The organism is Microbispora sp. H10670 (genome assembly GCF_014161385.1).
GTDB classification, from domain to species: Bacteria; Actinomycetota; Actinomycetes; order Streptosporangiales; family Streptosporangiaceae; genus Microbispora; species Microbispora triticiradicis.
Genome location: NZ_JABBWW010000005.1, coordinates 110,994 through 134,461 on the forward strand (window position 1 = coordinate 110,994; position 23,468 = coordinate 134,461).

General features: G+C 72.2%; 20 protein-coding genes. 4 read left to right on the plus strand and 16 right to left on the minus strand.

The window, feature by feature from the left end; genetic code table 11:
* Positions 1-159 precede the first annotated feature (159 nt).
* Positions 160-2,355, minus strand: a complete 2,196-nt coding sequence (locus HHX33_RS09605; RefSeq protein ID WP_182874257.1) for an alpha/beta hydrolase — start codon at positions 2,353-2,355, stop codon at positions 160-162.
* Positions 2,356-2,595: 240 nt separating this feature from the next.
* On the opposite strand from HHX33_RS09605, the gene HHX33_RS09610 reads away from it, so the two are divergent.
* Complete coding sequence (locus tag HHX33_RS09610; RefSeq protein WP_182874258.1) at positions 2,596-3,219, plus strand: LysE family translocator; 624 nt, start codon at positions 2,596-2,598, stop codon at positions 3,217-3,219.
* Here HHX33_RS09610 and HHX33_RS09615 read toward each other — a convergent pair.
* Positions 3,182-4,669 (minus strand): amino acid permease, encoded by a 1,488-nt coding sequence (locus tag HHX33_RS09615; protein ID WP_310741281.1) that lies wholly within the window; start codon positions 4,667-4,669, stop codon positions 3,182-3,184. The two genes, HHX33_RS09610 and HHX33_RS09615, sit on opposite strands and share 38 nt — an antisense overlap.
* A gap of 63 nt (positions 4,670-4,732) precedes the next feature.
* On the minus strand, positions 4,733-6,646 hold the full coding sequence (gene dxs, locus HHX33_RS09620) for a 1-deoxy-D-xylulose-5-phosphate synthase (protein WP_182874259.1): 1,914 nt from the start codon (positions 6,644-6,646) through the stop codon (positions 4,733-4,735).
* Between the two features lie 237 nt (positions 6,647-6,883).
* On the opposite strand from dxs, the gene HHX33_RS09625 reads away from it, so the two are divergent.
* Complete coding sequence (locus HHX33_RS09625) at positions 6,884-7,678, plus strand: neutral zinc metallopeptidase (RefSeq protein ID WP_138459985.1); 795 nt, start codon at positions 6,884-6,886, stop codon at positions 7,676-7,678.
* A gap of 17 nt (positions 7,679-7,695) precedes the next feature.
* Here the strand turns inward: HHX33_RS09625 and HHX33_RS09630 are convergent, their stop codons facing one another.
* The 12 genes from HHX33_RS09630 to HHX33_RS09685 all read right to left on the minus strand — a co-directional run bounded on the left by HHX33_RS09630 (position 7,696) and on the right by HHX33_RS09685 (position 19,869).
* Positions 7,696-8,901, minus strand: coding sequence for an ROK family transcriptional regulator (locus HHX33_RS09630; RefSeq protein ID WP_111698095.1), 1,206 nt, complete (start codon positions 8,899-8,901; stop codon positions 7,696-7,698).
* Positions 8,902-8,991: 90 nt separating this feature from the next.
* Complete coding sequence (locus tag HHX33_RS09635; protein ID WP_182874260.1) at positions 8,992-10,233, minus strand: sugar ABC transporter permease; 1,242 nt, start codon at positions 10,231-10,233, stop codon at positions 8,992-8,994.
* Complete coding sequence (locus HHX33_RS09640) at positions 10,230-11,006, minus strand: ATP-binding cassette domain-containing protein (RefSeq protein WP_111698043.1); 777 nt, start codon at positions 11,004-11,006, stop codon at positions 10,230-10,232. Before HHX33_RS09640 ends, HHX33_RS09635 begins: the two co-directional genes overlap by 4 nt.
* Positions 11,007-11,182: 176 nt before the next feature.
* Entirely contained in the window at positions 11,183-12,307 is a 1,125-nt protein-coding gene (locus tag HHX33_RS09645; protein ID WP_182874261.1) for a sugar ABC transporter substrate-binding protein, read from the minus strand.
* Between the two features lie 676 nt (positions 12,308-12,983).
* The gene (locus HHX33_RS09650; RefSeq protein WP_310741282.1) at positions 12,984-13,862 is read right to left on the minus strand and encodes an amidohydrolase family protein; all 879 of its coding nucleotides are present in this window, start codon (positions 13,860-13,862) and stop codon (positions 12,984-12,986) included.
* Positions 13,863-13,870: 8 nt separating this feature from the next.
* On the minus strand, positions 13,871-15,004 hold the full coding sequence (larC, locus tag HHX33_RS09655; protein ID WP_182874262.1) for a nickel pincer cofactor biosynthesis protein LarC: 1,134 nt from the start codon (positions 15,002-15,004) through the stop codon (positions 13,871-13,873).
* The gene (larB, locus tag HHX33_RS09660; RefSeq protein WP_182874263.1) at positions 15,001-15,702 is read right to left on the minus strand and encodes a nickel pincer cofactor biosynthesis protein LarB; all 702 of its coding nucleotides are present in this window, start codon (positions 15,700-15,702) and stop codon (positions 15,001-15,003) included. The genes larC and larB overlap by 4 nt, the downstream gene beginning before the upstream one ends.
* Positions 15,699-16,121: an RbsD/FucU family protein gene (locus tag HHX33_RS09665; protein WP_182874264.1), complete on the minus strand. Its 423-nt coding sequence runs from the start codon at positions 16,119-16,121 to the stop codon at positions 15,699-15,701. Before HHX33_RS09665 ends, larB begins: the two co-directional genes overlap by 4 nt.
* 2 nt (positions 16,122-16,123) lie before the next feature.
* The gene (gene larA, locus HHX33_RS09670) at positions 16,124-17,380 is read right to left on the minus strand and encodes a nickel-dependent lactate racemase (protein WP_182874265.1); all 1,257 of its coding nucleotides are present in this window, start codon (positions 17,378-17,380) and stop codon (positions 16,124-16,126) included.
* On the minus strand, positions 17,370-18,293 hold the full coding sequence (locus tag HHX33_RS09675; protein WP_310741284.1) for an aldo/keto reductase: 924 nt from the start codon (positions 18,291-18,293) through the stop codon (positions 17,370-17,372). The genes larA and HHX33_RS09675 overlap by 11 nt, the downstream gene beginning before the upstream one ends.
* Positions 18,290-19,024 carry an SDR family NAD(P)-dependent oxidoreductase gene (locus HHX33_RS09680; protein ID WP_111698050.1) on the minus strand — a complete coding sequence of 245 codons (735 nt, stop codon included), beginning with the start codon at positions 19,022-19,024 and terminating at the stop codon, positions 18,290-18,292. The genes HHX33_RS09675 and HHX33_RS09680 overlap by 4 nt, the downstream gene beginning before the upstream one ends.
* The gene (locus tag HHX33_RS09685; protein ID WP_111698051.1) at positions 19,021-19,869 is read right to left on the minus strand and encodes a fumarylacetoacetate hydrolase family protein; all 849 of its coding nucleotides are present in this window, start codon (positions 19,867-19,869) and stop codon (positions 19,021-19,023) included. The genes HHX33_RS09680 and HHX33_RS09685 overlap by 4 nt, the downstream gene beginning before the upstream one ends.
* A 168-nt stretch (positions 19,870-20,037) precedes the next feature.
* Here HHX33_RS09685 and HHX33_RS09690 point away from each other — a divergent pair, with 168 nt between their 5' ends.
* Complete coding sequence (locus tag HHX33_RS09690) at positions 20,038-21,327, plus strand: L-fuconate dehydratase (protein ID WP_182874266.1); 1,290 nt, start codon at positions 20,038-20,040, stop codon at positions 21,325-21,327.
* A 13-nt stretch (positions 21,328-21,340) separates the two neighbouring features.
* Positions 21,341-22,231 (plus strand): ATP-dependent sacrificial sulfur transferase LarE, encoded by an 891-nt coding sequence (larE, locus tag HHX33_RS09695; RefSeq protein ID WP_182874267.1) that lies wholly within the window; start codon positions 21,341-21,343, stop codon positions 22,229-22,231.
* On the opposite strand, the gene HHX33_RS09700 is transcribed toward larE, so the two are convergent.
* Positions 22,178-23,464, minus strand: coding sequence for a glycoside hydrolase family 68 protein (locus tag HHX33_RS09700; protein WP_220501666.1), 1,287 nt, complete (start codon positions 23,462-23,464; stop codon positions 22,178-22,180). The two genes, larE and HHX33_RS09700, sit on opposite strands and share 54 nt — an antisense overlap.
* Positions 23,465-23,468: the final 4 nt, after the last annotated feature.

Sequence of the window (23,468 nt, forward strand, 5' to 3'; positions counted from 1 at the left end):
GAAGCCCCAGGTCAGGGGCTATGGATCGGCAAGTCTGCAGGAGGAGCGAAGGGACCGGCAATTGGTGTGGCGACGGAAGATTGAGGATGGTTTGTGGACGGGCACAAACACGGACGCGGCGCGGTCACCCCTGGTGACCGCGCCGCGTGGAGCCGAGGGTCAGCGCCTGAACAGACGTGGCGCCAGGTCGATGAGGTTCTTCTGCCACACGTCCCAGCCGTGCGGCCCGGGGGTCACCCCGTCGAACTCGTAGTGGATGCCGAGACCGTCCAAGGTGGGCAGGGACGCCATGAAGAACGGCTGCACGAAGTCGGTCTGGTCGCCGACGTACAGGCGCAGCATCCTGGTCCCCTTGTTGATCGCCTCCGCGTCGACGCCGTCGCCGCTGCCGAACCAGGCCGAGAACGCCGCGATGTAGGCGAACCGGCCCGGATACGCCTTGAGCACCCCGAGCGTCTGCACCCCGCCCATCGAGAGACCGGCCAGGGCCTGCTGCGACGGATCGCTGGAGATGTTGTAGCGGGCGCGGGCCGCCGGAACGATGTTGTCGAGAAGCTCCTTGCCGAAGTCGGGCACGTTGCCGTCGCCCATCACGACCACCATCGGCACGAGCTTCCCGTCCAGGAACTCGTGGTCGAGGATCTGCTTGGCGCGTCCCATCTCCACCCAGTCCGTGTAGCTCTGGCCGCTGCCGTGCTGCAGGTAGAGGACGGGATACGGCTCCGCCCGGCCGGCGTCGTATCCGGGTGGGATCCACACCAGCGCGGTCCGGTCCTGGTTCGCGACGGTGCTCGGATACGTCAGGCTCTCGATCTTTCCGCCCCGGCCGGCGGGGACGTCCGACAGCAGGCGCGACCGCTCACCGGGGATGAGGAAGGTGCTCCACTTCGGCTCGGAGGTCACCTTCGTCGGGTTCGACACGTCCTTGACCGAGACCCCGTCCACGATCCACTGGTAGTAGTAGAACCACGGGTCCAGCGGACCGATGGTCACCCGCCACCGGTCGCCGTCGCGGGACATCGGGACGCGCAGCCAGCTCCCGCCGGGAGCGTCGTTGGCCCACACCGTGACGTGCTGGGCGTTCTTGAAGTCCGTCGTGGTCTCGAAGGTGACGAAGCCGTCCTTCGTCACGAACGGCGTCGGAGTCGTGCCGGGCCTCGGCGGGTGGAACTCGCCCTTGAGCCGCTCGTGACCGGCGCTCGGACCGTGATCCGGCGCCTTGCGGAACAGCCGCGGGAGGAAGTCGGCCAGGTTCTCCTGCCAGGCGGTCCAGTTCCCCCCGGCGTCGGGGTTGACCCCGTCGAACTCGTACCTGACACCGGCGCGGTCCAGCGCCTTCGTCAGGCGGACGGTGGCGTTGTAGGCGGGGTCGGTCACGTTCCCGGTGTACAGGCGCAGCAGCCTGAGGTCGCGGTTGACCGCCTTCGCGTCCGGCAGAGGACCCGTCAGCAGACCGGAGAACGAGCCGGCGTAGGCGAAGTCGTCCGGCCTGGTCAGGGCGGCCCGCAGCGCCCGCGTCCCGCCCTCGGACACACCGGCGATCGCCTGGTGCTCCCGGTCGTGATGGACGCGGTAGGCGTCCCCGACGGCCTTGCGGAGGTCCTTGAGGTCCTTGTCGTCGTCCGGCCCGCGACCGTCGGTGATCACGACCACCATCGGCTCGATGGAACCGCCGGCCGACAGGTTGTCGAGGATCTGCTTGGCACGACCGAGGTCGAGCCAGTCGGTGGCGCTCCTGTCCGGGCCGGACAGCAGGTAGAGCACCGGAAGCGGCCTGCCGCCCTTGGCCGGGTACCCCGGCGGGGTCCACACGAGCGCCGACCGCTCCTGCGTCCCGGCCCGGTAGGTCAGGGTCCCGACCTTGCCGCCCTGCCCTCCGGGCGCGTCCGCCAGCAGACGCGCCGAGTCGCCCGCGACGAGGAAGGTGCTCCACAGAGGCTTGGACGCCACGCTGGTGGCGTTCGTCGGATCCTTGAGACCCTTGGTGATGTCACCCGTGACCTGGTAGGAGTACAGGCCCGGCTTGAGCGGGCCGAGGGCCCCCCACCAGACGTCGCCGCGGCGGGTGAGGCCGTACTCCGCCCACGCGGAGGAGGGGCCGAAGTTCCCCTCGACGGCCACCTCCGACACCGGGCCCACCTTGGCCTCGATGGAGGCCGCCGGGATGCTGATCGACAGGTAGCCGTCGTCCGAAACGTTCAGCCACGGCGTGTCCGCCGCCGCCGGCCCGGGCGCGAAGAGGGGCACGAGGGGCGCGACCAGGACCGCCGCGATCGCTACGACCCCGGCGGCGATCACCGCCGGAAGCCGGCGCGTCCCCCCGGGCCGCACGCCGCCGTGACGGAATAACGTCATCCCGAAACTCCTTTATCGCCGGCACTGTTATCGATCACCTTTGCACCAAGTCAAGGTAATTGATAAACCGCCATATCGGTAGATCGTTCGGGATGCCGTTCCCCGTGGCTCACGAGGTCACGGGCGTCGCACCCGTCGACCTGCAGGCCGGGACAGCCGGACACCACCGACGAGCGGATCACCGGCAGGGCCGCGTGCCGGCCGCCGATAGCCTCTCGTGCGGACAAATCTGGAGGTCATGTGCCAGAACTACTCATGGGGCTCAGCCTGGGGCTGGGGGCGGGCGTCATGCCCGGGGCGCTGCTGACGCTCGTCATCACGGCCAGCCTGCGCGGCGGCTTCCGCGCGGGCGTGCGCCTGGCCTGCGTGCCGCTGCTGTCGGACCTGCCCGTGGTGCTGCTCGCCGTGACGGCCGTCGGGGCGCTGCCGGAGGCGCTGCTGCGCGTGCTGTCGGTGTGCGGTGGCCTCTACGTGGTCTATCTGGGTGTGGAGACGCTGCGCGAGGCCCGTACGGCGCTGCCGCCCCGGCCCGGCGAGGACGCGCCGTCCTCGGCGCGGGAGATCCTGCGCGGGGTGGTGGTGAACCTGCTCAACCCGCACCCCTGGCTGTTCTGGATCGCGGTGGGCTCGCCGGTGTACGTCGCGGCCTGGGACCGGGCCCCGGCGTACGCGCTGGGCTTCACCGGGGCCTTCTACCTGGTCCTGGTCGGTTCCAAGGTGGCGCTGGCGGGGGCGGTGGGGGCCGGCAGGCACCGGCTGACCCCCCGCGGCTACCGCCTGCTGCTCGGCGCGAGCGGCGTGCTGCTGGCCGCCGTCGGCGTCGTGCTCATCGTCCGAGGGCTGGCTCCCCCGGCTTACTCCTAGGATTCGCCACCCGGCTCCGCCGGTATCCGTACAGGAAGTAGACGACCGTGCCCACGGCCATCCAGACGAAGAAGCGGATCCAGGTCTCCACCGGCAGGTTGAGCATCAGGTAGGCCGAGGCCAGCACCGAGGCGATCGGCACCAGCGGCACCAGCGGGGTGCGGAAGGAGCGCGGCAGGTCGGGACGGGTCCTGCGCAGGATCACCACCGCGACCGCGACGATCACGAACGCGAACAGCGTGCCGATGTTCACCAGCTCGGCGATCGCGCTGAGCGGGATCAGCGCCGCGAGCAGCGCGGTCACCACGCCGATGACGACGGTGATCCGGTACGGCGTGCGGAACCTGGGGTGGACCCGGGCGAGGGAGCGGGGCAGCAGGCTGTCGCGGCACATCGCGAACAGCACCCGGCTCTGGCCGAGCATGAGGGTCATCACGACCGTGGTGAGCCCGGCGATGGCCCCGACACTGATCAGGGTCGCCATCCAGGACTGGCCCACGGACCGGAACGCGTCGGCGAGCGGGGCCGACTCGCTGAGCTCGGAGTAGTGCTGCATGCCGACGACCACGAGCGAGACCACCACGTAGAGGATCGTGCAGACGACGAGGGAGGCGATGATCCCGATGGGCAGGTCGCGCTGCGGGCGGCGGGTCTCCTCGGCGGCGGTCGCCACGACGTCGAAGCCGATGTAGGCGAAGAACACCAGCGCCGCGGCGGTGAAGACGCCGAAGACTCCGTAGGCGACCGGCTGCACGCCGAACAGCACCTGGATGAGGGGCGCCTTCAGCCCCTCGTCGGGAGGAAGCTGGTGCGCCGGCGGGACGAACGGCTGGTAGTTGCCCCCCTTGACGTAGAACAGCCCGGCGATGATCACGAGCAGCACCACGGCCAGCTTGATCGCCACCATGGCGCCGTTGAACCTGATCGACATCTTGATCCCGGCCACCAGCACCCCGGTCAGCAGGAGCACGATCACGGCTGCCGGGATGTTGAAGACGGCGTGGTCACCGGCGAGGGACGGCGGCAGATCGATGCCGAAGTTCTTCAGCAGCGAGGCGAAGTAGCCCGACCAGCCCGAGGCGACCACCGCCGCGCCGAGCGCCAGCTCCAGCATCAGGTCCCAGCCGATGATCCAGGCCGGGAACTCGCCGATCGTGGCGTACGCGTAGGTGTAGGCCGATCCGGCGACCGGGACCGTGGCGGCGAACTCTGCGTAGCACAGGGCCGCGAGGGCGCACACGACCCCGGCGACCACGAAGGAGATCGCGACCGCCGGGCCGGCCGTGTTGCGCGCCGCGACGCCGGTCAGCACGAAGATGCCGGTGCCCACGATGACCCCGACGCCGAAGACCGTCAGGTCGAGGGCGCTCAGCGTGCGCCTGAGCCGGTGCTCGCCGCCCTCGGCGTCCTCGATGGACTGTTCTACCGGTTTCGTCCGGAAAACGTTCATCCGCAGGCTCCTCACGTCGATGACCTGCAGACTTCCCGGTCGTACCGGTATTACGCATGGTGATCAGTCAGTCGGATGTACCAACCTGGCCGGGTGGCTCTCCATCACCTGCGAGCGCCGCGCGACGGCCTCGGTGATCTGGCGGGCGAGGTCCTGCCCGGTCAGGCCGACGTCGGAGAGGATCTTGGCCCGCTTGGCGTGGTCGAGGAACCGCTGCGGGACCCCGTAGGTCCGCACCGGCACGTCCACGTCGGCGTCGCGCAGCAGGCGCGCCACGGCGTCGCCCACGCCGCCGACCCGGCCGTTGTCCTCCACCACCGCGACCAGCCGGTGCGCCGAGGCGGCGAGCACGAGGGCCTTGTCGAGCGGCTTCACCCAGCGCGGGTCGACCACCGTGGCCGAGATGCCCTGCGCGTCGAGCAGGGTCGCGGCCTCCAGGCAGAGCTCCGCCATCGGGCCGACCGCGACGAGCAGCACGTCGGCGTCCCCGGCGCGCAGCACGTCCATCTCGCCGAGCTTGCCGACCGCGTCGACGTCCGCGGGCAGCGCGCCCTTGGGGAAGCGGACCACCGTGGGGCCGTCCTCGATCCTGACCGCCTCGGCCAGCAGTTCGCGCAGCCGCGCGCCGTCGCGGGGGGCGGCGACCGACAGCCCGGGGACGACCTGGAGGAGTGACAGATCCCACATGCCGTTGTGGCTCGGCCCGTCGTCACCGGTCACCCCGGCCCGGTCGAGCACGACCGTGACCGGCTGCCGGTGCAGCGCCACGTCCATCAGAAGCTGGTCGAAGGCCCGGTTGAGGAAGGTCGCGTAGACCGCGACCACCGGGTGGAGACCGCCGAACGCGAGCCCGGCGGCGCTGGTCAGGGCGTGCTGCTCGGCGATGCCCACGTCGTAGGTCCGGTCCGGGTACGCCTCGGCGAACGCCGCCAGGCCGGTGGGGTGGAGCATCGCCGCGGTGATCGCGACGACGTCCTTCCGCTCCGCGCCGATCTTCACCATCTCGTCGCCGAAGACGTTGGTCCAGCTGTGCGGCCTGGGCCGCTCCTCGCCGGTCTCGACGTCGAACGGCTGCGGCGAGTGGAAGCAGTCCTCGTCGTGGTTCTCCGCGTGCGCGTAGCCGTTCCCCTTGCGGGTGAGCACGTGCACGATGACGGGCCCGCGGAAGCCCCGGGCGCGGCGCAGGGCCGCCTCCACGGCGCCCTCGTCGTGGCCGTCGATCGGGCCGACGTACTTCAGCCCGAGGTCCTCGAACATGGCCTGCGGGGTCAGGATGTCCTTCAGGCCCTTCTTCATGCCGTGCAGCGTGTCGTACAGCGGCGTGCCGACCACCGGGACCCGGCCGAGGTTGTTCTTCACGAGCTCCAGCACGTGCTCGTACCCCTGGGTCATCCGCAGGGACGACAGGTGCGAGGCGAGGCCGCCGATCGTCGGCGAGTAGGAGCGGCCGTTGTCGTTGACCACGATGATCAGCGGCAGGTCCTTGCGCCCGGCGATGTTGTTCAGCGCCTCCCAGGCCATCCCGCCGGTCAGCGCGCCGTCGCCGATCAGCGCCACCACCGTGCGGTCGGTCTCGCCGCCCAGCACGAACGCCTTGGCGAGCCCGTCGGCGTACGACAGGACGGTGGAGGCGTGGGAGTTCTCGATGAAGTCGTGCTCGGACTCGGCCCGGCTGGGATACCCCGACAGGCCGCCCTCCTGCCGCAGGGTGCCGAACCGCTCGGCCCGGCCGGTCAGCAGCTTGTGCACGTACGACTGGTGGCCGGTGTCGAACAGGATGGGGTCGCGGGGCGAGTCGAAGACCCGGTGGAGGGCGATGGTCAGCTCGACCACCCCCAGGTTGGGGCCGAGGTGGCCGCCGGTCCGCGCGACGGTGGAGACCAGCACGTCGCGGATCTCCTCCGCCAGCGCGGGCAGCTGCCCGGCCTCGAGGCGCTTCACGTCGAGCGGGTCCTTGATCGTCTCCAGAATCCCCACCGTGCATCCTTCCCGCTCGCCATCGAACGGATCGAGTCTAGTTCGACGGAGGCCGGGTGTTACCAGGGGTCGCACTGAACCTCCACAGACCTTCTCCGTAACGACATCTATTCCGCTTTACCCGTCGCGGCCTCCTGCCCTACTCTCATGATCTCGCGAGGGAGTCCGCTTTGAGGCGTTCGAGCCCCTCGCCACCTTCTGTGACCCTGTTTCTCTGTCCGCTGGGGATGCCCACTCATGATTCGCATAAGCCTCCGCGCTGCCGCCGTCGCGGCCACGGCGGCGGCCACCGTCCTCTCCCTCGCCGGCACGGCGGGCGCGTCCCCGGGCAAGGCCGCCCGGCCCATGCCCAGGGGCCAGGCCGCGCTGACGGCCAACCCCCTCTACAAGACGGGCGAGTTCGACTTCCCCGAATGCTCGGAGCTGTCCCGCCGCCCCGACGACCTGGACACCTACCGGGTCTACCTCGACCACCTGCTCGACTGCCTCAACAAGTCGTGGGCCGAGGAGTTCCGGCAGGCCGGGCTGAGGTTCTCCCCGCCGAAGGTGCGCTACATCACCAAGAGCGTGCCGACGGGCTGCGGCAAGTACCCGGCGGGCTACGCCGCGGGCATGTACTGCCCCAAGAACGACACCATGTGGATCCTGCTGTACAAGTCGCAGCTGTCCGACCCGACCGAGTTCAACCTGTTCACGGTCATCGCCCACGAGTACGGCCACTACGCGCAGGACCGCGCCGGCATCCTGCCGGAGGTCTACCGGCGCTACCGCACGGTGAGCAAGAAGCGGGCCTACGACCTCACCCGCCGCGTCGAGCTTCAGGCCGAGTGCTTCTCCGGCGCTTTCATCGGCAGCGTGTGGCACTCCCTCGGCCGCGACGAGTTCGACTTCGAGGAGCAGCTCGACTGGATCACCGGCGACGCCGCGCACGGCAAGGCCCGGAGCATCCGTTACTGGCTCAAGCGCGGCTGGATCGGCAACGGCCCGAAGGCGTGCGACACCTTCAGCGCCCCCGCCCGGACGACCGCCTGACAGTCGGTCAGTCCCTCTCAGGCGGGGCCGAGACGCGACAGCGCCTCCAGGGGGTCGGCGAGCACCTGCGTGAAGGCCAGCTCGGCGGCCCCCATCAGCGTCGCGTCGTCGCCCAGCGCCGTGGTGCGCAACCGCAGCCGCTCCCGCGCCGCCGACAGCGTCCCGGTGGCGATCCGGCTGCGCACCTGGGCCGCCGAGCCGAGGTAGATCTCCCTGAGGATGCCGCCGAAGACGACCATCTCGGGGTTGAAGACGTTCACGAGGTTGGCGACGCCGAGGCCGAGCCAGCCGCCCACGTGGGCGAGGGCCTCCTGGGCCCGCACGTCGCCCCGGTCCGCCGCGTCGACCACCGCCCGCACCGCGTCCCTGCCGATCATCTCGCCGTACCGGCCGGCGTGCTCCATCAGGGCGGGCTCCCCCACCTCGGCCTCCAGGCAGCCGCGGGAGCCGCAGCCGCACCGGCGGCCGTCGGGGTTGACCACCATGTGGCCCACCTCGCCGCCGTACCCGCCGTGCCCGCCGAGAAGCTGGCCGTTCACGATGATGCCGCCGCCGATGCCCACGTCTCCGTGCAGGTAGACCAGGTCGCGGCAGCCGATCCCGATCCCGCGGGTGTGCTCGGCGAGCGCGCCGAGGTTCGCCTCGTTGCCCACCGCCACCGGCATGCCGAGCGCGAGGCGCCGGGTCAGCTCCTCCCGCAGCGGCGTCTCCACCGCGCCGATGTTCGGCCCGAGCCTGACCACGCCGTCGGAGCGGCGGACCACGCCGGAGACCCCCGCGGCCGCGCCGACGCAGATCGTGTCCTCCCGCGTCCGGCGCCGCATCTGCCGGGCGAAGCCCGCCAGAGTGCCCGCGACCTGCGCCAGGTCGAAGGGCCCGCGCTCCCGCCTGGTCTCGCGGCGGTCGAGGATCACGCCGCCGAGGCCGATGCGGGCGGCGGCCAGCCGGTCCACCCCCACGTCGAAGGCGAGCACGTAGACGCGGGCCGTCTCCGGGCGGACGACCAGGGACGGCCGCCCCGCCCTTCCGGTGTCCCTGGGCAGTTCCTCCCGGACCAGCCCGGCCGCCGTGAGGTCGGCCGTCAGGGCCATGATGGTGCTGCGGTTGAGCCCCATCAGCGAGGTCAGCTCGGCCCGCGAGGTGGGCCCTCCCACGTGGACGTGCCGCAGCAGCGTCCCGAGGTTGTGCTTGCGGATCTCCTCCTGTGAGGGACCTGCGCGCATCATCGGAACGGCCTCGGACTTCCGTGGGGGGGTGGGGGTCAGAGGCCCGGAAGGCCTCTGGGACGTGATCGGAGAGCGGAGCCCGCCCTGTCAGCGGCCGGTGGCCGCCGAGCGTTTGCGGGACAGCGCGTCCACACCCGCGGCGAGCAGCAGCACCGAGCCGGTCACGACGAACTTGACGCCGGCGCTGTAGCCCATCAGGCCCATGCCGTTCTCGATCACCGCGACCACCGCGCCGCCGAGCACCGCGTCGAGCGCCCGGCCCTTGCCGCCGAAGAGGCTGGTGCCGCCGATGACGGCCGCGCCCACCGCGAAGAGCAGCACGTTGCTGCCGCCCGTGTTGGGGTCGACCGAGTTGGCCCGGGACGCCGCGATGATGCCGCCGATCGAGGCCATGAAGGAGCAGATGACGAAGGCGGAGATGCGGATGCGGTCCACGTTGATGCCGGCCCGGCGGGCGGCCTCGGCGTTGCCGCCGACGGCGTAGATGTGCCGGCCGTACGCCGTGCGCCGCAGCACGAAGGTCCAGACGATCAGCAGGATGACGATCAGCGGGACGACGATCGGCACGCCCTTGAGCGACACGATGGCCGTACGGCTGCGCTCCAGGTTGAGCATGTACACCGCGGCGCCCGCGATGACGGCGAGCGCCGCGACGCGGGCGGCGATCACCGCCATGGGCGCGGCGACCAGGCCGCGCGCGGCCCGGCGGCGCGCCTGAACGAACTGGATGGCGGCGTAGGCGGCGACGCCCACGGCGGTGGCGATCCAGCCGGCGGCCGGCGGCACGTTCTTGTTGGCGATCGCGAGGATCGTCTCGTCGCGGATCGAGATGTTGGTGCCGTTCTTCACCAGCAGCAGGACGACGCCCTGGAAGGCGAGGAACGCGGCCAGCGTGACCACGAAGGACGGGATGCCGAGCTTGGCCACCAGCGACCCGAGGACCAGGCCGATGACCGCGCCGGTGACCATCGCGGTCAGCACCGCGAGGTACCAGGGCCAGCCCTGGAAGGTCAGCAGCACGGCGAGCACCGCCGCGCAGACGCCGCTCGCGAAGCCGGCGGACAGGTCGATCTCGCCGAGGAGCAGCACGAAGATCAGGCCCATGGCGATGACGGCGACCGCCGCGCCCTGGGTGAACAGGTTGGCGAAGTTCAGCGCCGACAGGAACGACGGCCGCAGGACCGAGAAGACCACGCACAGGATGATGAGACCGAAGACGGCGGGGAGCGCGCCCAGCTCACCGCCGCGCACCCGCTCGACGTAGCCCCTGACGTGCGTGCCGATCGCGGAGTCGGCGTTCTCCTGCTTGGGGAGCGTTTCGGTTGTCATGATGCCGCTCCGATGCCGTTCCCGATGCCGAGCTCCCCGCTGCGCCCGGAGGTGATGAGTTCCACGACCTGCGAGTGGGTCACCTCGGAGGCCTTCACCTGGGCCGCCATCCGTCCCAGGTAGAGCGCCGCGATCCGGTCGGACACGGCGAAGACGTCGTTCATGTTGTGCGAGATGAGCACCACCGCGAGGCCCTTGTCGGCCAGGCGGCGGACCAGCTCCAGCACCTGGGCGGTCTGCGCCACGCCGAGGGCGGCGGTCGGCTCGTCGAGGATGACGACCTTGCTGTTCCACAGTACGGCCTTGGCGATGGCCACCGTCTGCCGCTGGCCGCCGGAGAGGCTGGAGACGTGCTGGCGCAGCGACTTCACGGTGCGCACCGAGAGCCCGGCCAGGGTCTTGGCCGCCATCTCCTCCATCGTGTCCTCGTCCAGGACGAGCCCGCTCTTGCGCTCGCGGCCCAGGAACATGTTCTGCACGATGTCGAGGTTGTCGCAGAGGGCGAGGTCCTGGTAGACGATCTCGACGCCGAGCTCCGCGGCGTCCCTGGGCCCGTTCACGTGGACCCGCTCGCCCTCGAAGAGGTACTCGCCCGAATCGATCGGGTGGATTCCGCCGATGCACTTGACCAGCGTTGACTTGCCGGCGCCGTTGTCGCCGACCAGTGCGGTCACCTCTCCCGGATGGACCGAGAAGGCGACGTCGTGAAGGACCTGCACGGGGCCGAAGCTCTTGTTGATGCCGCGCAGTTCCAGGATCGGTCCCTGGGACACGATGGGCTTCTCCGTAGATCTATGGGCCGGTACGGCGCCGTCCTCGGGGCCGCCTCTCGCCGCTCCGAGCGGTGCGGGGCGCCCTGGAAGGGGCGCCCCGCACGGTGCTCGTCGCGGCTCAGCCGGTCACCCCTGGGGGGTTCGCGCCGCCGTACGCACCCGGTGGGTGGGGTGGGTTAGCTGATACCGGCCTCTTTGCACTTGTCGGCGAAGTCGCCGGTGCACAGCTCGTCCTTGGTGACGAAGCCGTCGGCGACGACGTCCTTGACGTTGTCGAAGTAGATGGCCTGCGGGTCCAGCAGCACCGACGGCACGTCCCGGTTGCCCTCCGGGTCCTTGACGGAGCCGCTCACCGAGGGCTGCTCACCCTTGGCGAGGCCGATGGCCAGCTGGGAGGCGGCGTCGGCCTCCTTCTTGATGGCCTTGTAGACCGTCATGCACTGGTCGCCGGCGAGGATGTTCTGCAGGCCCTGCACGGTGGCGTCCTGGCCGGTGACCGGGACCTTGCCGTTGAGGTTCTGCTTCTTCAGCACCGAGATCGCGGCGTTGCCGAGACCGTCGTTGGCGGACAGGACACCGGCGATCTTCGGCTCCTGGGTCAGCATCTGCTCGAAGATCGTGCCGGCCTGGGTGTTGTCCCAGTCCGGAACCGACTGGTCCGGGCCCTTCTTGTAGTCGCCCGAGTCGTACTTCGGCTTGAGGACGCTGTCGTAGCCCTCCTTGAACAGGGTGGCGTTGTTGTCGGTCGGCGAGCCGTTCAGCTCGGCGATGATCGGCTTGTCGGCCTTCTTGTCGGTCAGGCACTTGACCAGGCCCTCGCCCTGCAGCTGGCCGACCTTGTTGTTGTCGAACGACACGTAGTAGGCCGCGCTGCCGCCCAGCGTGAGGCGGTCGTAGTCGATCGTGGCGACGCCCTGCGACTTGGCCTTGTCGAGCACGGCCTTGCCGGTGCCGCTGTCGAGGTTGACGATCATCAGAACGGTGGCGCCGTTGGTGATCATCTGGTCGGCGATCGTCTGGAAGGCGGACTTGTCGCCCTGCGCGTTCTGGATGTCGTACTGGACACCCGCCGTCTTGAACGCCTCCTCCAGGTACTTGCGGTCGGCGGTCTCCCACCGGGCGGACGACTTGCTGTCCGGGAGGATGACGCCGATCTTGCCGGCCTTGGCGTTGTCCGCGGCGGAGGGCGCGGCGCTGCTGCCGCTCTGGGCGGAGGTGTCACCGCTCTCGCCCCCGCAGGCGGTGAGACCGAGGGTGAGCGCCGCGGCGGCGGCGCCGATGCTGAGGATCCCCTTGCGCATGATGCGTGGGTCCTTTCTCTGACTGGGGGTCTATGAGGGGGTGCGGCCGAGCCCGCGCCTTCCCGACGTCTTCGCAGATCCTTCGGGGTCGAGGCGCTCCGGCCACCCGGTACGGCAGTGGCCGGGTCACGGCGTTCACCGCTCCAGGGAATGTTGTTTGAGACAACGTAAGCCCAAAGCCCAGGTGGTGAAAGACACAGGACGGTAACGTTTGTTGTCCGCAGTAACAATCAAGAAACGTGGGATCAACACACGACGGCGTCCGTCCGCGCGGCCGGGGCCTGTCGGACGGACGCCGGTCGAACGGTGGCGTGGTGCGCTTCCAGAACCGGGGGCGCCTGCCGGAGACATGGGATCTATCCGACAGGCGGACAGTACGAACCGCCCCTTCCACCGTCAAGCGCCGGCACCGCCGCCGAGCCGGGAGGGCGGCACGCGCCGCAGGCCCGCCACGCCCGGCCGAGGGGTGCCGGACGCGGCAGGGGGCATCGCCCCTCGTCAGAAGATTCCTACGGAACTGGCCTGCCGGGCCGGGTGTCCCGGCAGGCCCGCGGACACGGCGGCGGGAGCCGCGAAACGTACATCTCCCGCTGTATGAGCACATGAGGACCCACGGTCCGCCTCATCCCGAGGATGTGCCATACAGATGTTTCATGGGATGAATAGGGTCTATCGCTCAGTCCTTCAGGCCGTAGACCCGGGCCGCCGTGCCCCGGAAGACGGCCTCGCGCTCGGCGGCCGGCAGCCCGGCCTCCGCGAGCAGCGCCGAGACGGTCTCGGACCAGCGGGAAAGGGAGCCGGCGAGGAGGCAGACCGGCCAGTCGGAGCCGAACATCAGGCGGCCGGGGCCGAACGCGTCGAGCGCCACGTCGACGTACGGCCGCAGGGCGGCGGCGTCCCAGTCGTCCCAGACCGCCTCGGTGATCAGGCCGGAGAGCTTGGCCGTCACGTTGGGCTCGGCGGCGAGCTCGCGGACGAGCCCCGCCCAGGGCTCGACCTCTCCGGTCGCGACCGGAGGTTTCGCCAGGTGGTCCAGGACGAAGTTCAGCTCCGGCAGGGCGCGCACGGTCTCGATCGCGGCGGGCAGCTGGTGCGGCACGACGAGCAGGTCGTAGACGAGCCCGGCCGCCGCCACCTCCCGCAGCCCGGCGCGCACGTCGTCCCTGGCGAGCCAGCGCGGGTCGGGTTCGCCCTGCACCAGGTGGCGGATCCCGCGCAGCAGGCCGCCGCCGGGCGAGGCGGCCAGGGCGGCGAGCTCGGCGGCGAGATCGGGCCGGGTCAGGTCGGCCCATCCCACCACCCCGGCGACGGTCGGCGAGTCCGCCGCCAGCGCCAGGAACTCGCGCGTCTCCTCGGCGTCGGGCAGGACCTGCACGAGCACGGACCGGCCGACGCCCGCCCCGGCCGCGGCCGAGTCGTAGTCGGCGACGGTGAAGTCGCGGTGGATCGGAGCCATCTGCGGCGGCTCCAGCCAGGTCTGGGGGCGCCGGGACAGATCCCACAGGTGGTGGTGGGCGTCGATCCGTGCGGCGGCGGATGTCTCAGAAGAAGTCACAGGAGGAGTCACAGTGCGTCGTAGGCCTCTCGTGCCAGTTCCCTCAGTGGTCTGCCGGTGACCTCGGCCAGCGCGGCGAGGTCGTCGTACTCGGGCTTGACCCCCCACGGCCCGTGTTTCATCCGCACGTCCCGGCCGTGCAGGCGCACGGTCTCGAAGTGCCGGGGCAGCGCGACCTTCTCGACCACGCTGCGCCGCAGGCCCAGGCTCCCCGTCTCGGCGAGGACCAGGTTCTGCAGCTCGCCGGCCAGCTCGGGGGGCGTGAGCACGTGCAGGACGTGGGCGGGACGGCCCTTCTTCATCACGGCGGGCGTGACCCACGCGTCGGCCGCGCCCGCCGCCAGGGCGCGCTCGACGACGTGCCCGAGCACCTCGCCCGTCACGTCGTCGAGGTTCGTCGACAGGACGACCTGGTGGCCGGGCCCGGCCACCGCCTCCGGCTCGGCCACGGGCTCGCCGAGCACGGCGACGGTGACGTTGGGCCGGTCGGGCAGCACGCGCCCGCCCGCGCCGTACCCGGTGGCGCGCAGGACCATCTCCGGAGCCGGGCCGTACGTCGTGCCCGCGGCGCCCAGCAGGGCCGCCCCGGTCGGGGTGACCGCCTCCCCCGCCTCCCCGCCCCGCACCCGCGCCCCCTTCAGGAGGGCGAGCGTGGCGGGGGCCGGGACGGGCAGCACGCCGTGACGCGTGCGGACGACTCCGGCGCCCAGCGGCAGCGGCGCGCAGTGCACGCGCGTCACACGCAGGTCGCGCAGCGCCGCCGCGCAGCCGACGATGTCGACCAGAGTGTCGTGCCCGCCGAGCTCGTGCAGGTGCACCTCGGCGACCGGCTCGCCGTGCAGCGCGGCCTCGGCCTCGGCGATCGCGGTCAGCGCGGCCTCCGCGACGGGCAGCCCGGTACGGGCCGCCATCGCGAGCAGTTCGGCGGCGCGGCGCTCGGTGGCGTCGTCGTCCACCGTCACCAGCGCCCGGGTGGCGGTCAGCGCGCCGGTGCGCACCCGCTCGGCGTCGAGCCGCCAGCCGGTCAGGCCGGTCTCGGCGACCGCCCGCCGTACGGCGTCGAGCGAGGCGCCGGCGTCGAGCAGCGCGCCGAGCAGCATGTCGCCCGCGAGCCCGGTGAACGGGTTCAGGTAGAGGATCATCGGGGCTCCTCGCCCGCCGGAGACGCCTTCGCCGGGGAGGCCCTCCTGGTCAGCCGGTACGCGGCGAGGGCGGCGCCGAAGCCGGAGTCGATGTTCACCACGGTCAGCCCGGCGGCGCAGGAGGTGAGCATGGCCAGCAGGGCCGTCACGCCCTCCAGCGCGGCGCCGTACCCGGTCGAGGTGGGCACCGCGATCACCGGCGTCTCGACGAGACCGCCGACGACGCTGGCGAGCGCGCCCTCCATGCCGGCGACGACGATCACGCTGTCGGCCGCGCGCAGGTCGCCGGCCGCGGCGAGCACCCGGTGCAGCCCGGCCACCCCGACGTCCCTGATCAGGGTGGTCCGCAGGCCCAGCGCGGAGGCGACGGCCGCCGCCTCGGCCGCGACCGGGCCGTCCGCCGTGCCCGCCGTGACCACCGCCACGGTGTGCGCGACCGGCGGCGCGGGCCGCCAGACCAGCAGCCGGGCGTCGGGGTCGTACGCGCCGCCCGGGACGTGCTCGCGCACCTCGGCGGCGGGGCCGGGTTCGACCCGCGTCACCAGGACCGGCCCGGTGTTCCGGGCGAGCAGCGCGGTGACGATCCCGGCGATCTCGCTCACCCGCTTGCCCGGGCCGTACACGATCTCGGGCAGCCCCTGCCGCGCCTCGCGGCCGAGGTCCACCCGGGCGTAGCCGAGGTCGAGTGCCTCACTCATGCCGGTACGACGTACCCGATGGTCAGCAGGAGGTTGGCGTAGAGCCGGTCGTCGCCGGTCGCCACCGCGAACGCGACGTCCGGCTCCTTCGCGGCCTCGTAGAAGCCGAACCTGGGCAGGACCTGGATCGGCAGGGAGGGGCCGAGCAGCTCGCGGTAGCGGGCGAACACGCCGGCCTCGCCCCCCTCGTCGGGCCGCATCGCGTGCACGGCCTCCAGGGGTACGGCGTCCACCAGGAGTTCCAGGACGTCGTCCACGCGGACCAGCCCGGGGCGCAGGTTGAGGTGGATCACCGGGGCGCCCGTACGCACGTTGGTGGCGTGGGCGTAGTTCGCGTCGGCGAGCAGCACGCGCGAGCCGTGCCCGGTCGCGGCGAGCGCGGCCAGCAGCGGCGGGTGGATCAGGGGATAGCGGAGCACGCTCACTCTCCCGCGAGGTAGGGGATCGTCATCGGCCCCTCCGGCAGCACGCACACCCGCCCCGGCAGGGCCCGCACGGTGGCGGCGATGTCCTCGGTCCGCTCCAGGTGGGCGGCGGCCAGGTCGGCGTCGCCGAGACGAGCCGTGTGCATGATCACCCGGGCCTGCCGCTGGATGCGCGCCTGGATCTGCACCTGCCACTGGTCGGGGATGGTCTCGGTGCGGCGGGAGATCTCCTCGAACAGCGCGTCGGGCGAGGCCGCGGAGGTGAGCACCTCGCGGTAGGAGCCGTGGTCGGGGAACCCGTCCCGGCACTCGGCCGCGCAGATGATCGTTCCGCCGGGCCGGACGACCTGGGCGGCGGCGCTCATGCCCTTCACCGACTGGTAGAGGTTCTGGTCCAGCGGGAAACCGGCGTTGGTCGTGACCACCACGTCGAACGGCTCGGCGACCGGCCGCATCGCGGCGGCGCGGGCCGCGGCCGTGGCGGCGGCGTGCATCGGCGCGAGGTCGCCGCCGAACGCCCGGACGATCCTCTGCTCCCGGTTCAGCACGACGTCGAGGGCGAAGGTGACGCCGGTCGCCGCGGCGATCGCGCGGACGTCGTCGTGGACGGGGTTGCCCTCGATGACCCCCCAGGTCGCCCGGGGATCGCCGATGCGGGCCGCGTCGTGCAGGGTGAGCACGGTCTCCAGGGCGGCGAGGCCCGGCGCGACCAGCTTGGGCCCGCCGGAGAACCCGGCGAAGAAGTGCGGCTCCACGAACCCCGTCGTGATCCGCACGTCGGCGTCGGTCCACTCGCGGTTCAGCCAGACCGGCACGTCCTTGCCGTGCCGGCCCATCCACCGCAGCGAGGACGCGTCGCGCGCGTCGTGGTTGACGATCCGCACGGCGTCGACGACCTCGTCGCCGAACATCGCGCGCAGCTCTTCGGGGGTGTTGCCGCGGTGCGTGCCGGTGGCGACCAGGATCACCACGTCTCCGAGGTCGACCACCCCGTCCAACTCGTCCAGGATCGCGGGGATCATCAGGTGCCTGGGCTGGGGCCGGGTCCCGTCGCAGGCGGAGATCGCCACCGTCTGGCCGGGGCGCACCCGCTCGCGCAGCGGTGGTCCCGCGACGGGTTCGCGCAGGGCCCGCCGCAACTCGGCGGTCTCGTCCGGGACGGCGGGCCGGGCCACCGGCGCGATCACCGTGGTCCGGTCGCCGGGGAAGTCGACGGCGAGGCCGTCGGCGCCGTAGGCGAGGTCAACCCGCATGGCCCAGACCTTCGAGATCGTCCCAGAGGGCGTCGGGGATGTCCGCCGCCGCCAGCTCCAGGTCCTCGGTGATCTCCTCCGCGCTGCGCGCGCCGATCAGCACGGTGTCCACGGCCGGGTGCCGGTGCGGGAACCGCAGCGCCGCCGCCGGCAGCGGCACGCCGTACGACTCGCAGACGCGGGCCATCTCACGCGCCCGGTCGAGCACCTCGGGCGGGGCGGCGGCGTAGTCGTAGGTGCCGCCGCCGGCCAGGACGCCGCTGTTGAACACCCCGCCCACGACGACGGCGACGCCGCGCCGCGCGCACTCGGGCAGCAGCTCCTCCTCCGCCGACCGGTCGAGCAGCGTGTAGCGCCCGGCCACGAGGACCACGTCGACGTCCGTCTCCCGGACGAACCGGGTCAGCATCGCGGTCTGGTTCATCCCGGCGCCGATCGCGCCGACGACGCCCTGGTCGCGCAGCGCGGCCAGGGCCGGGAACGCCTCCCCCGCGGCCTGCTCCCAGTGCTCGTCGGGGTCGTGGACGAACACCGTGCCGAAGTGGTCGAGCCCGGTGCGCCGCATGCTGTCCTCCAGCGAGCGCAGCACGCCGTCGCGGCTGTAGTCCCGCACCCGCACGTACTGCGTGCGGCCGGGGAAGCCGTCCTCCTCGCCCTCACCGGGCACCAGGACGCGGCCGACCTTGGTGGAGACGACCGCCTCCCCCGCCCCTCCACCGGGCAGGCCGCGCAGGAAGCGCCCGAGACGCTCCTCGGCGAGGCCGGTGCCGTAGTGCGGCGCGGTGTCGAAGTAGCGGATGCCCGCCGCCCAAGCGGCGGCCAGGGTGCGCTCGGCCTGCTCCTCGTCCACCTGCGCGAACAGGCCGCCCAGCGGTGCGGTGCCGAGCCCGTACGGCCCGAGGGACACCTTCACGAGCCCACCGGCCGCAGTCGCAGGCCGGCCATGCCGCCGTCCACGGCCAGCTCGGTCCCGGCGGTCGACCCCGCTCTCGGGCTGGCGAGGTACGCGACGGCGTGGGCGACCTCCTGCGCCGTCACCAGCCGGCCGTGCGGCTGGCGGGCGGCCAGCGCGGCCCGTTCTGCGGCCGGGTCGGGGGCGGCGTCCAGCAGCCGCCCGACCCAGGGGGTGTCGACGGTGCCGGGGTTCACGCAGTTGACGCGGATGCCCTCACGGATGTGGTCGGCCGCCATCGCGCGGGTCAGCGCGAGCACCGCCCCCTTGGACGCGGAGTACAGCGCCCGTTGCGGCAGCCCCGCGGTGGCGGCGATCGAGCAGGTGTTGACGATCGCCGCGTGCGGGGACTCCCGCAGGTGCGGCAGGGCCGCCCGGGTGACGCGGGCGATCCCGACGACGTTGAGATCGAACACCCGCAGCCATTCGGCGTCGTCGTTGTCGGCGACGGTGCCCGCCGCGCCGATGCCGGCGTTGTTCACCAGCACGTCGATCCGGCCGTACCGCTCGGCCACCGCCGCGACCGCCCGCCGTACGGAGGCGTCGTCGGTCACGTCGCACGTGAACTCGGTGTCCTTGAGGTCCAGCACCGCGACCCGGGCGCCCCGCGCGGTCAGCTCCTCGGCGACCGCCCTGCCGATGCCCGAGGCGCCGCCGGTGACCACCGCCACCAGCCCCTCGAACTCGCTCATGCCTGCCCCATCCGCTGGCGCTGCCGGCCGAGGCCGTCGACCTCCACCTCGACCACGTCGCCCTCCCGCAGGTAGGCCTGCGGGCCGCGGCCGAGCGCCACGCCGGCGGGGGTGCCGGTGTTCACCACGTCGCCGGGGTCCAGCACCATGAACTGGCTGAGGTACCAGATCACGTGGTGCACGCCGAAGATCTGGTTCTTGGTGTTGCCGTTCTGGCGCTGCTCGCCGTTCACCCACAGCCGCAGGCCGAGGGCCTGGGGGTCGCCGACCTCGTCGGGCGTCACCAGCCAGGGGCCGAGGGGGTTGAAAGTTTCACACGACTTGCCCTTGTCCCACTGGCCGCCGCGCTCGTTCTGGAACTCCCGCTCGGAGACGTCGTTGGAGATCGCGTATCCGGCGATCAGACCGGCGGCCTCCTCCGGGGAGGACAGGTAGCGGGCGGTGCCGCCGAGGACGACGGCCAGCTCGACCTCGTAGTCGGTCTTCACGCTGAGGCGGGGGACCAGGACCTCGTCGTCGGGGCCGACGACGGTGTTGGACGCCTTCATGAAGACCACGGGCTCGGCCGGGAGGGCGGCTCCGGTCTCCTCGGCGTGGTCGGAGTAGTTCAGGCCGATGCAGACGACCTTCCCCGGCCGAGCCACCGGCGCTCCGACCCGCTCGTACGGCTCCGCCTCGGGCAGCGTGCCCTCCGCGAGGGCCGTCCGCACCCGGTCGACGCCTCCTCCCGCGAGGAACGCGCCGTCGATGTCCTTCGTCAGTGACGACAGGTCCAGCACCCGGTCGCCGGGGCCCATGACACAGGGCCGCTCAGAACCCGGCGGACCCACCCGCAACAGCTTCACGATCTGTCTACTCCGACTGGTTCACAGGGGCAAGTGTGGTGCCGAGCCTGTCAGATTCATCGGGTTGAAGTAAAGCCGTTTGGTGGGATATTTGCCGACTTACTTGACCTCAGGTGGGCGTGACCATACTGTTCGAATCACATTCATCGGATCATTTGGAGTTCGCCCATGCCGACGATCACCTCGGTGAACGTGATCGACATCAGGTTCCCGACCTCCGCGACGCTCGACGGGTCGGACGCCATGAACCCGGACGGCGACTACTCCGCGGCGTACGTCGTGTTGCAGACCGACGGCGACCTCGCCGGATACGGCCTGACTTTCACCATCGGACGGGGCAACGACCTGTGCGTGGCCGCCGCGCGGCAGATCGGAGCACGGCTGACCGGCTGCGACGTCGACGAGCTGGCCGGGAACCTCGGTGGCCTCTACCGCCAGATCATGTCCGACAGCCAGATGCGCTGGCTGGGCCCGGAGAAGGGGGTGGTGCACCTGTCCGCGGCGGCCGTGCTGAACGCCGCCTGGGACCTCGCCGCCCGCCGGGCCGGCAAGCCGTTGTGGCGGTTCGTGGCGGATATGACGCCCGAGGAGCTGGTCGCCGCCTGTGACTTCCGCTACCTGTCCGACGTGCTGACCCCGGACGAGGCCGTCGAGATGCTGGCCCGGCTCGCCCCCACCCGGGAGGAGCGGATCGCCGAGCTCGCCGCGCACGGATACCCCGCCTACACCACGACACCCGGCTGGCTCGGCTACGACGACGACAAGCTGCGCCGCCTGTGCCGCGAGGCGGTCGCCGACGGCTGGACCCACGTGAAGCTCAAGGTCGGCGCCAACGTGGAGGACGACGTACGCCGCCTGGCGATCGCCCGCGAGGAGATCGGCGACCTGACCCTCATGATGGACGCCAACCAGGTGTGGGACGTGCCCCAGGCCATCGAGTGGGTGAACCGGCTGGCGCCGTACGAGCCGCTGTGGATCGAGGAGCCGACCAGCCCCGACGACGTGCTCGGCCACGCGGCCATCCGGAAGGCGATCGCGCCCGTCGGCGTGGCCACCGGGGAACACGCGCACAACCGGGTCATGTTCAAGCAGCTCCTGCAGGCGGGGGCGATCGACTTCTGCCAGATCGACTCGTGCCGGCTCGCGTCGGTCAACGAGATCGTCCCGATCCTGCTGATGGCGGCCAAGTTCGGCGTGCCCGTCTGCCCGCACGCGGGCGGGGTCGGCCTGTGCGAGCTGGTCCAGCACATGTCGGTCGTCGACTACGTCTGCGTGAGCGGCAGCCTGGAGGGGCGCGTCCTGGAGTACGTCGACCACCTGCACGAGCACTTCGTCGACCCGGTCCGCATCGAGCGGGGCCGCTACCGGCTGCCCGACGCGCCCGGGTACAACGCCCGCATGTACGACGAGTCCGTCGCCGCCTACCGCTACCCTGACGGGCACCGCTGGGGAGGCTGACGTGGAGGCGCCGATGACTGACCGCCCGGCCGGCGTGGACGACACGGCCGACGACACGGCGGACCACACGGCGGACCACACGGCCGACGGAGCCGCCGACGACGCCCTGGAGCGGCTGACGGCCCGGCTGCGCCGGGAGGACGCGCTCGTCGTCGCCTACTCCGGCGGCGCCGACTCGGCGCTGCTCGCCTTCGCCGCCGCCCGGGTGCTCGGGCGGCGGGCCCTCGCCGTCACCGCCGTCTCCCCCAGCCTGGCCGCCTCCGAGCGGGCCGCGGCCCGCGCGTTCGCGCGGCGCCACGGCCTGGCCCACCTGGAGGTGTGCACCGACGAGGCCGAGCGGCCCGAGTACGCCGCCAACGGCGCCGACCGCTGCTACCACTGCAAGTCGGCGCTGTTCGACGCGCTGGGGCCGCTGGCGGCGGCGATGGGCGCCCGGGTCGCCCTCGGCACGAACCTCGACGACCTCGGCGACCACCGCCCGGGGCAGCGGGCCGCGGCCGAGCGCGGAGCCATCGCGCCGCTGGTGGACGCCGGGCTGACCAAGGCCGGAGTGCGCCTGGTCAGCCGTACGCTCGGGCTGGTCACCGCGGACAAGCCCGCCGCGCCGTGCCTGGCCTCGCGGGTGAGTTACGGCGACCCGGTCACGCCGGAGGTGCTGGCCAGGGTCGAGGCCGCGGAGGCCGCGCTGCGCGACCTCGGCTTCCCGGTGTGCCGGGTGCGTGCGCACGCGGGCGGCACGCTCGCCCGGGTCGAGGTGCCGCGGGACGAGATCCCGCGCGTGACCGAGGCGCGCGAGCGTGTCGACGCCGCCGTACGCGGCGCCGGCTTCACCTTCTGCTCGCTGGATCTCTCAGGTTTCGCGTCCGGGCGGCTGAACGCCCTGCTCCCGCTGCTCCCCTCCTGAGGGTCCTGTAGCGGGCCCAGTGGTGGCTGCTGGGACGACCACGCGGGTGCGGGCTCCGTCGAGGGCGAGCCGGAAGACCGGCGCGATCGTCCCGCCGAAGGCGGCGCGCGCCTCGGCGGCCCCGGCCCTCACGGGGTCCGCGCCGCCGCCGACGGACCGGTAGTTGACGAAGCTCACGACGCGGAGATCGGGCAGCACCAGCCAGGCGTACGCCTGGTCGGGCTCCTCCGGGGGATTGGCGGCCACCAGCCCCGACCCGTTGAGCGGAGCGTACGGCCCGGTCAGGCGGGGCGCGACGAAGCCGTAGAGCCCGGTGGGCGCGCTTCCCGGCGGGTGGAACGAGTGCCGCTGGGTCGAGAAGAACAGGTAGTACGACGAGTCGCGGACCACCACGTGCGGCCGTTCGATCTCGTGGTTGACGCCGTCGGCCACGAGAAGGGGAGGCAGCAGCGACCAGCCGCCGCCCCGCGCTTCGGCGAGGGCCACCGCGCCCATGTAGCCGCCGTCTCCGTCGCCCACAGCCGCTCCGCCCGCGGGCGCCGCGACGGATCCCGCCCCGGACGCCGCCACGGACGCCGCGACGAGGAGGTACTCACGCCCGTCGGCCGGGTCGCGGAACCAGCCCGGGTCGCGGAAGGCCCTGATCCGCCCGGGTCCGCCGTCGGTCTCGTCGGCCGGCAGGTAGGCCCGGCCGTCCGACCGGAGGACCTCCCGGTGCCCGGCGGCCCGGTCGAGCAGGACGCGGCCGCCTTCGGCGACGACCACGGCGGGCCGGGTCTCGACGACGCTCTGGAGGAACGTCGGGCGTGCCTCGCCCCGCCGCCCGGCCGCCGTGTAGAAGACCGAAACGGTGCCGTCGGGGCGGCGGACCGCCGATCCGGACCACTCGCGGCTGCCCGGCGAGGCGCCGTCGGCGAACGCGGGCCCGAGGTCGTGCCAGCCGTCGCCGTCCCTGGCGAGCAGCCGGATCCGGGCGTGGTCGTGACGCTCCTCCGGATGGCCGGCGGCGGGCGCGGAGAGGGCCATCCACAGCTCGCGGCCGAGGACCACGGAGATCGATCCGTCCTCATCCTGGATCGGCCACAGGTCCCAGACGTCGTCGCCGGGCAGCACACGCGGCGGGGCGGGCGTGTGGGCGGGCGGCGCCGTCGTCTCCGGCGCGAGGGTCAGCGGGCCGGTGGTCAGCAGGTCGAGATGCCGCCGCGTCCAGCGCGCGGGGCCGTCCTCGTTCACGCGG

Coding starts and splice junctions, on each gene's coding strand:
- HHX33_RS09605 (WP_182874257.1), bottom strand. CDS start 2,355: ATGACGTTATTCCGTCACGGCGGCGTGCGGCCCGGGGGGACGCGCCGG.
- HHX33_RS09615 (WP_310741281.1), bottom strand. CDS start 4,669: ATGAACGTTTTCCGGACGAAACCGGTAGAACAGTCCATCGAGGACGCC.
- HHX33_RS09625 (WP_138459985.1), top strand. CDS start 6,884: ATGATTCGCATAAGCCTCCGCGCTGCCGCCGTCGCGGCCACGGCGGCG.
- HHX33_RS09630 (WP_111698095.1), bottom strand. CDS start 8,901: ATGCGCGCAGGTCCCTCACAGGAGGAGATCCGCAAGCACAACCTCGGG.
- HHX33_RS09635 (WP_182874260.1), bottom strand. CDS start 10,233: ATGACAACCGAAACGCTCCCCAAGCAGGAGAACGCCGACTCCGCGATC.
- HHX33_RS09645 (WP_182874261.1), bottom strand. CDS start 12,307: ATGCGCAAGGGGATCCTCAGCATCGGCGCCGCCGCCGCGGCGCTCACC.
- larC (WP_182874262.1), bottom strand. CDS start 15,004: ATGATCCTCTACCTGAACCCGTTCACCGGGCTCGCGGGCGACATGCTG.
- larB (WP_182874263.1), bottom strand. CDS start 15,702: ATGAGTGAGGCACTCGACCTCGGCTACGCCCGGGTGGACCTCGGCCGC.
- larA (WP_182874265.1), bottom strand. CDS start 17,380: ATGCGGGTTGACCTCGCCTACGGCGCCGACGGCCTCGCCGTCGACTTC.
- HHX33_RS09680 (WP_111698050.1), bottom strand. CDS start 19,024: ATGAGCGAGTTCGAGGGGCTGGTGGCGGTGGTCACCGGCGGCGCCTCG.
- HHX33_RS09690 (WP_182874266.1), top strand. CDS start 20,038: ATGCCGACGATCACCTCGGTGAACGTGATCGACATCAGGTTCCCGACC.
- larE (WP_182874267.1), top strand. CDS start 21,341: ATGACTGACCGCCCGGCCGGCGTGGACGACACGGCCGACGACACGGCG.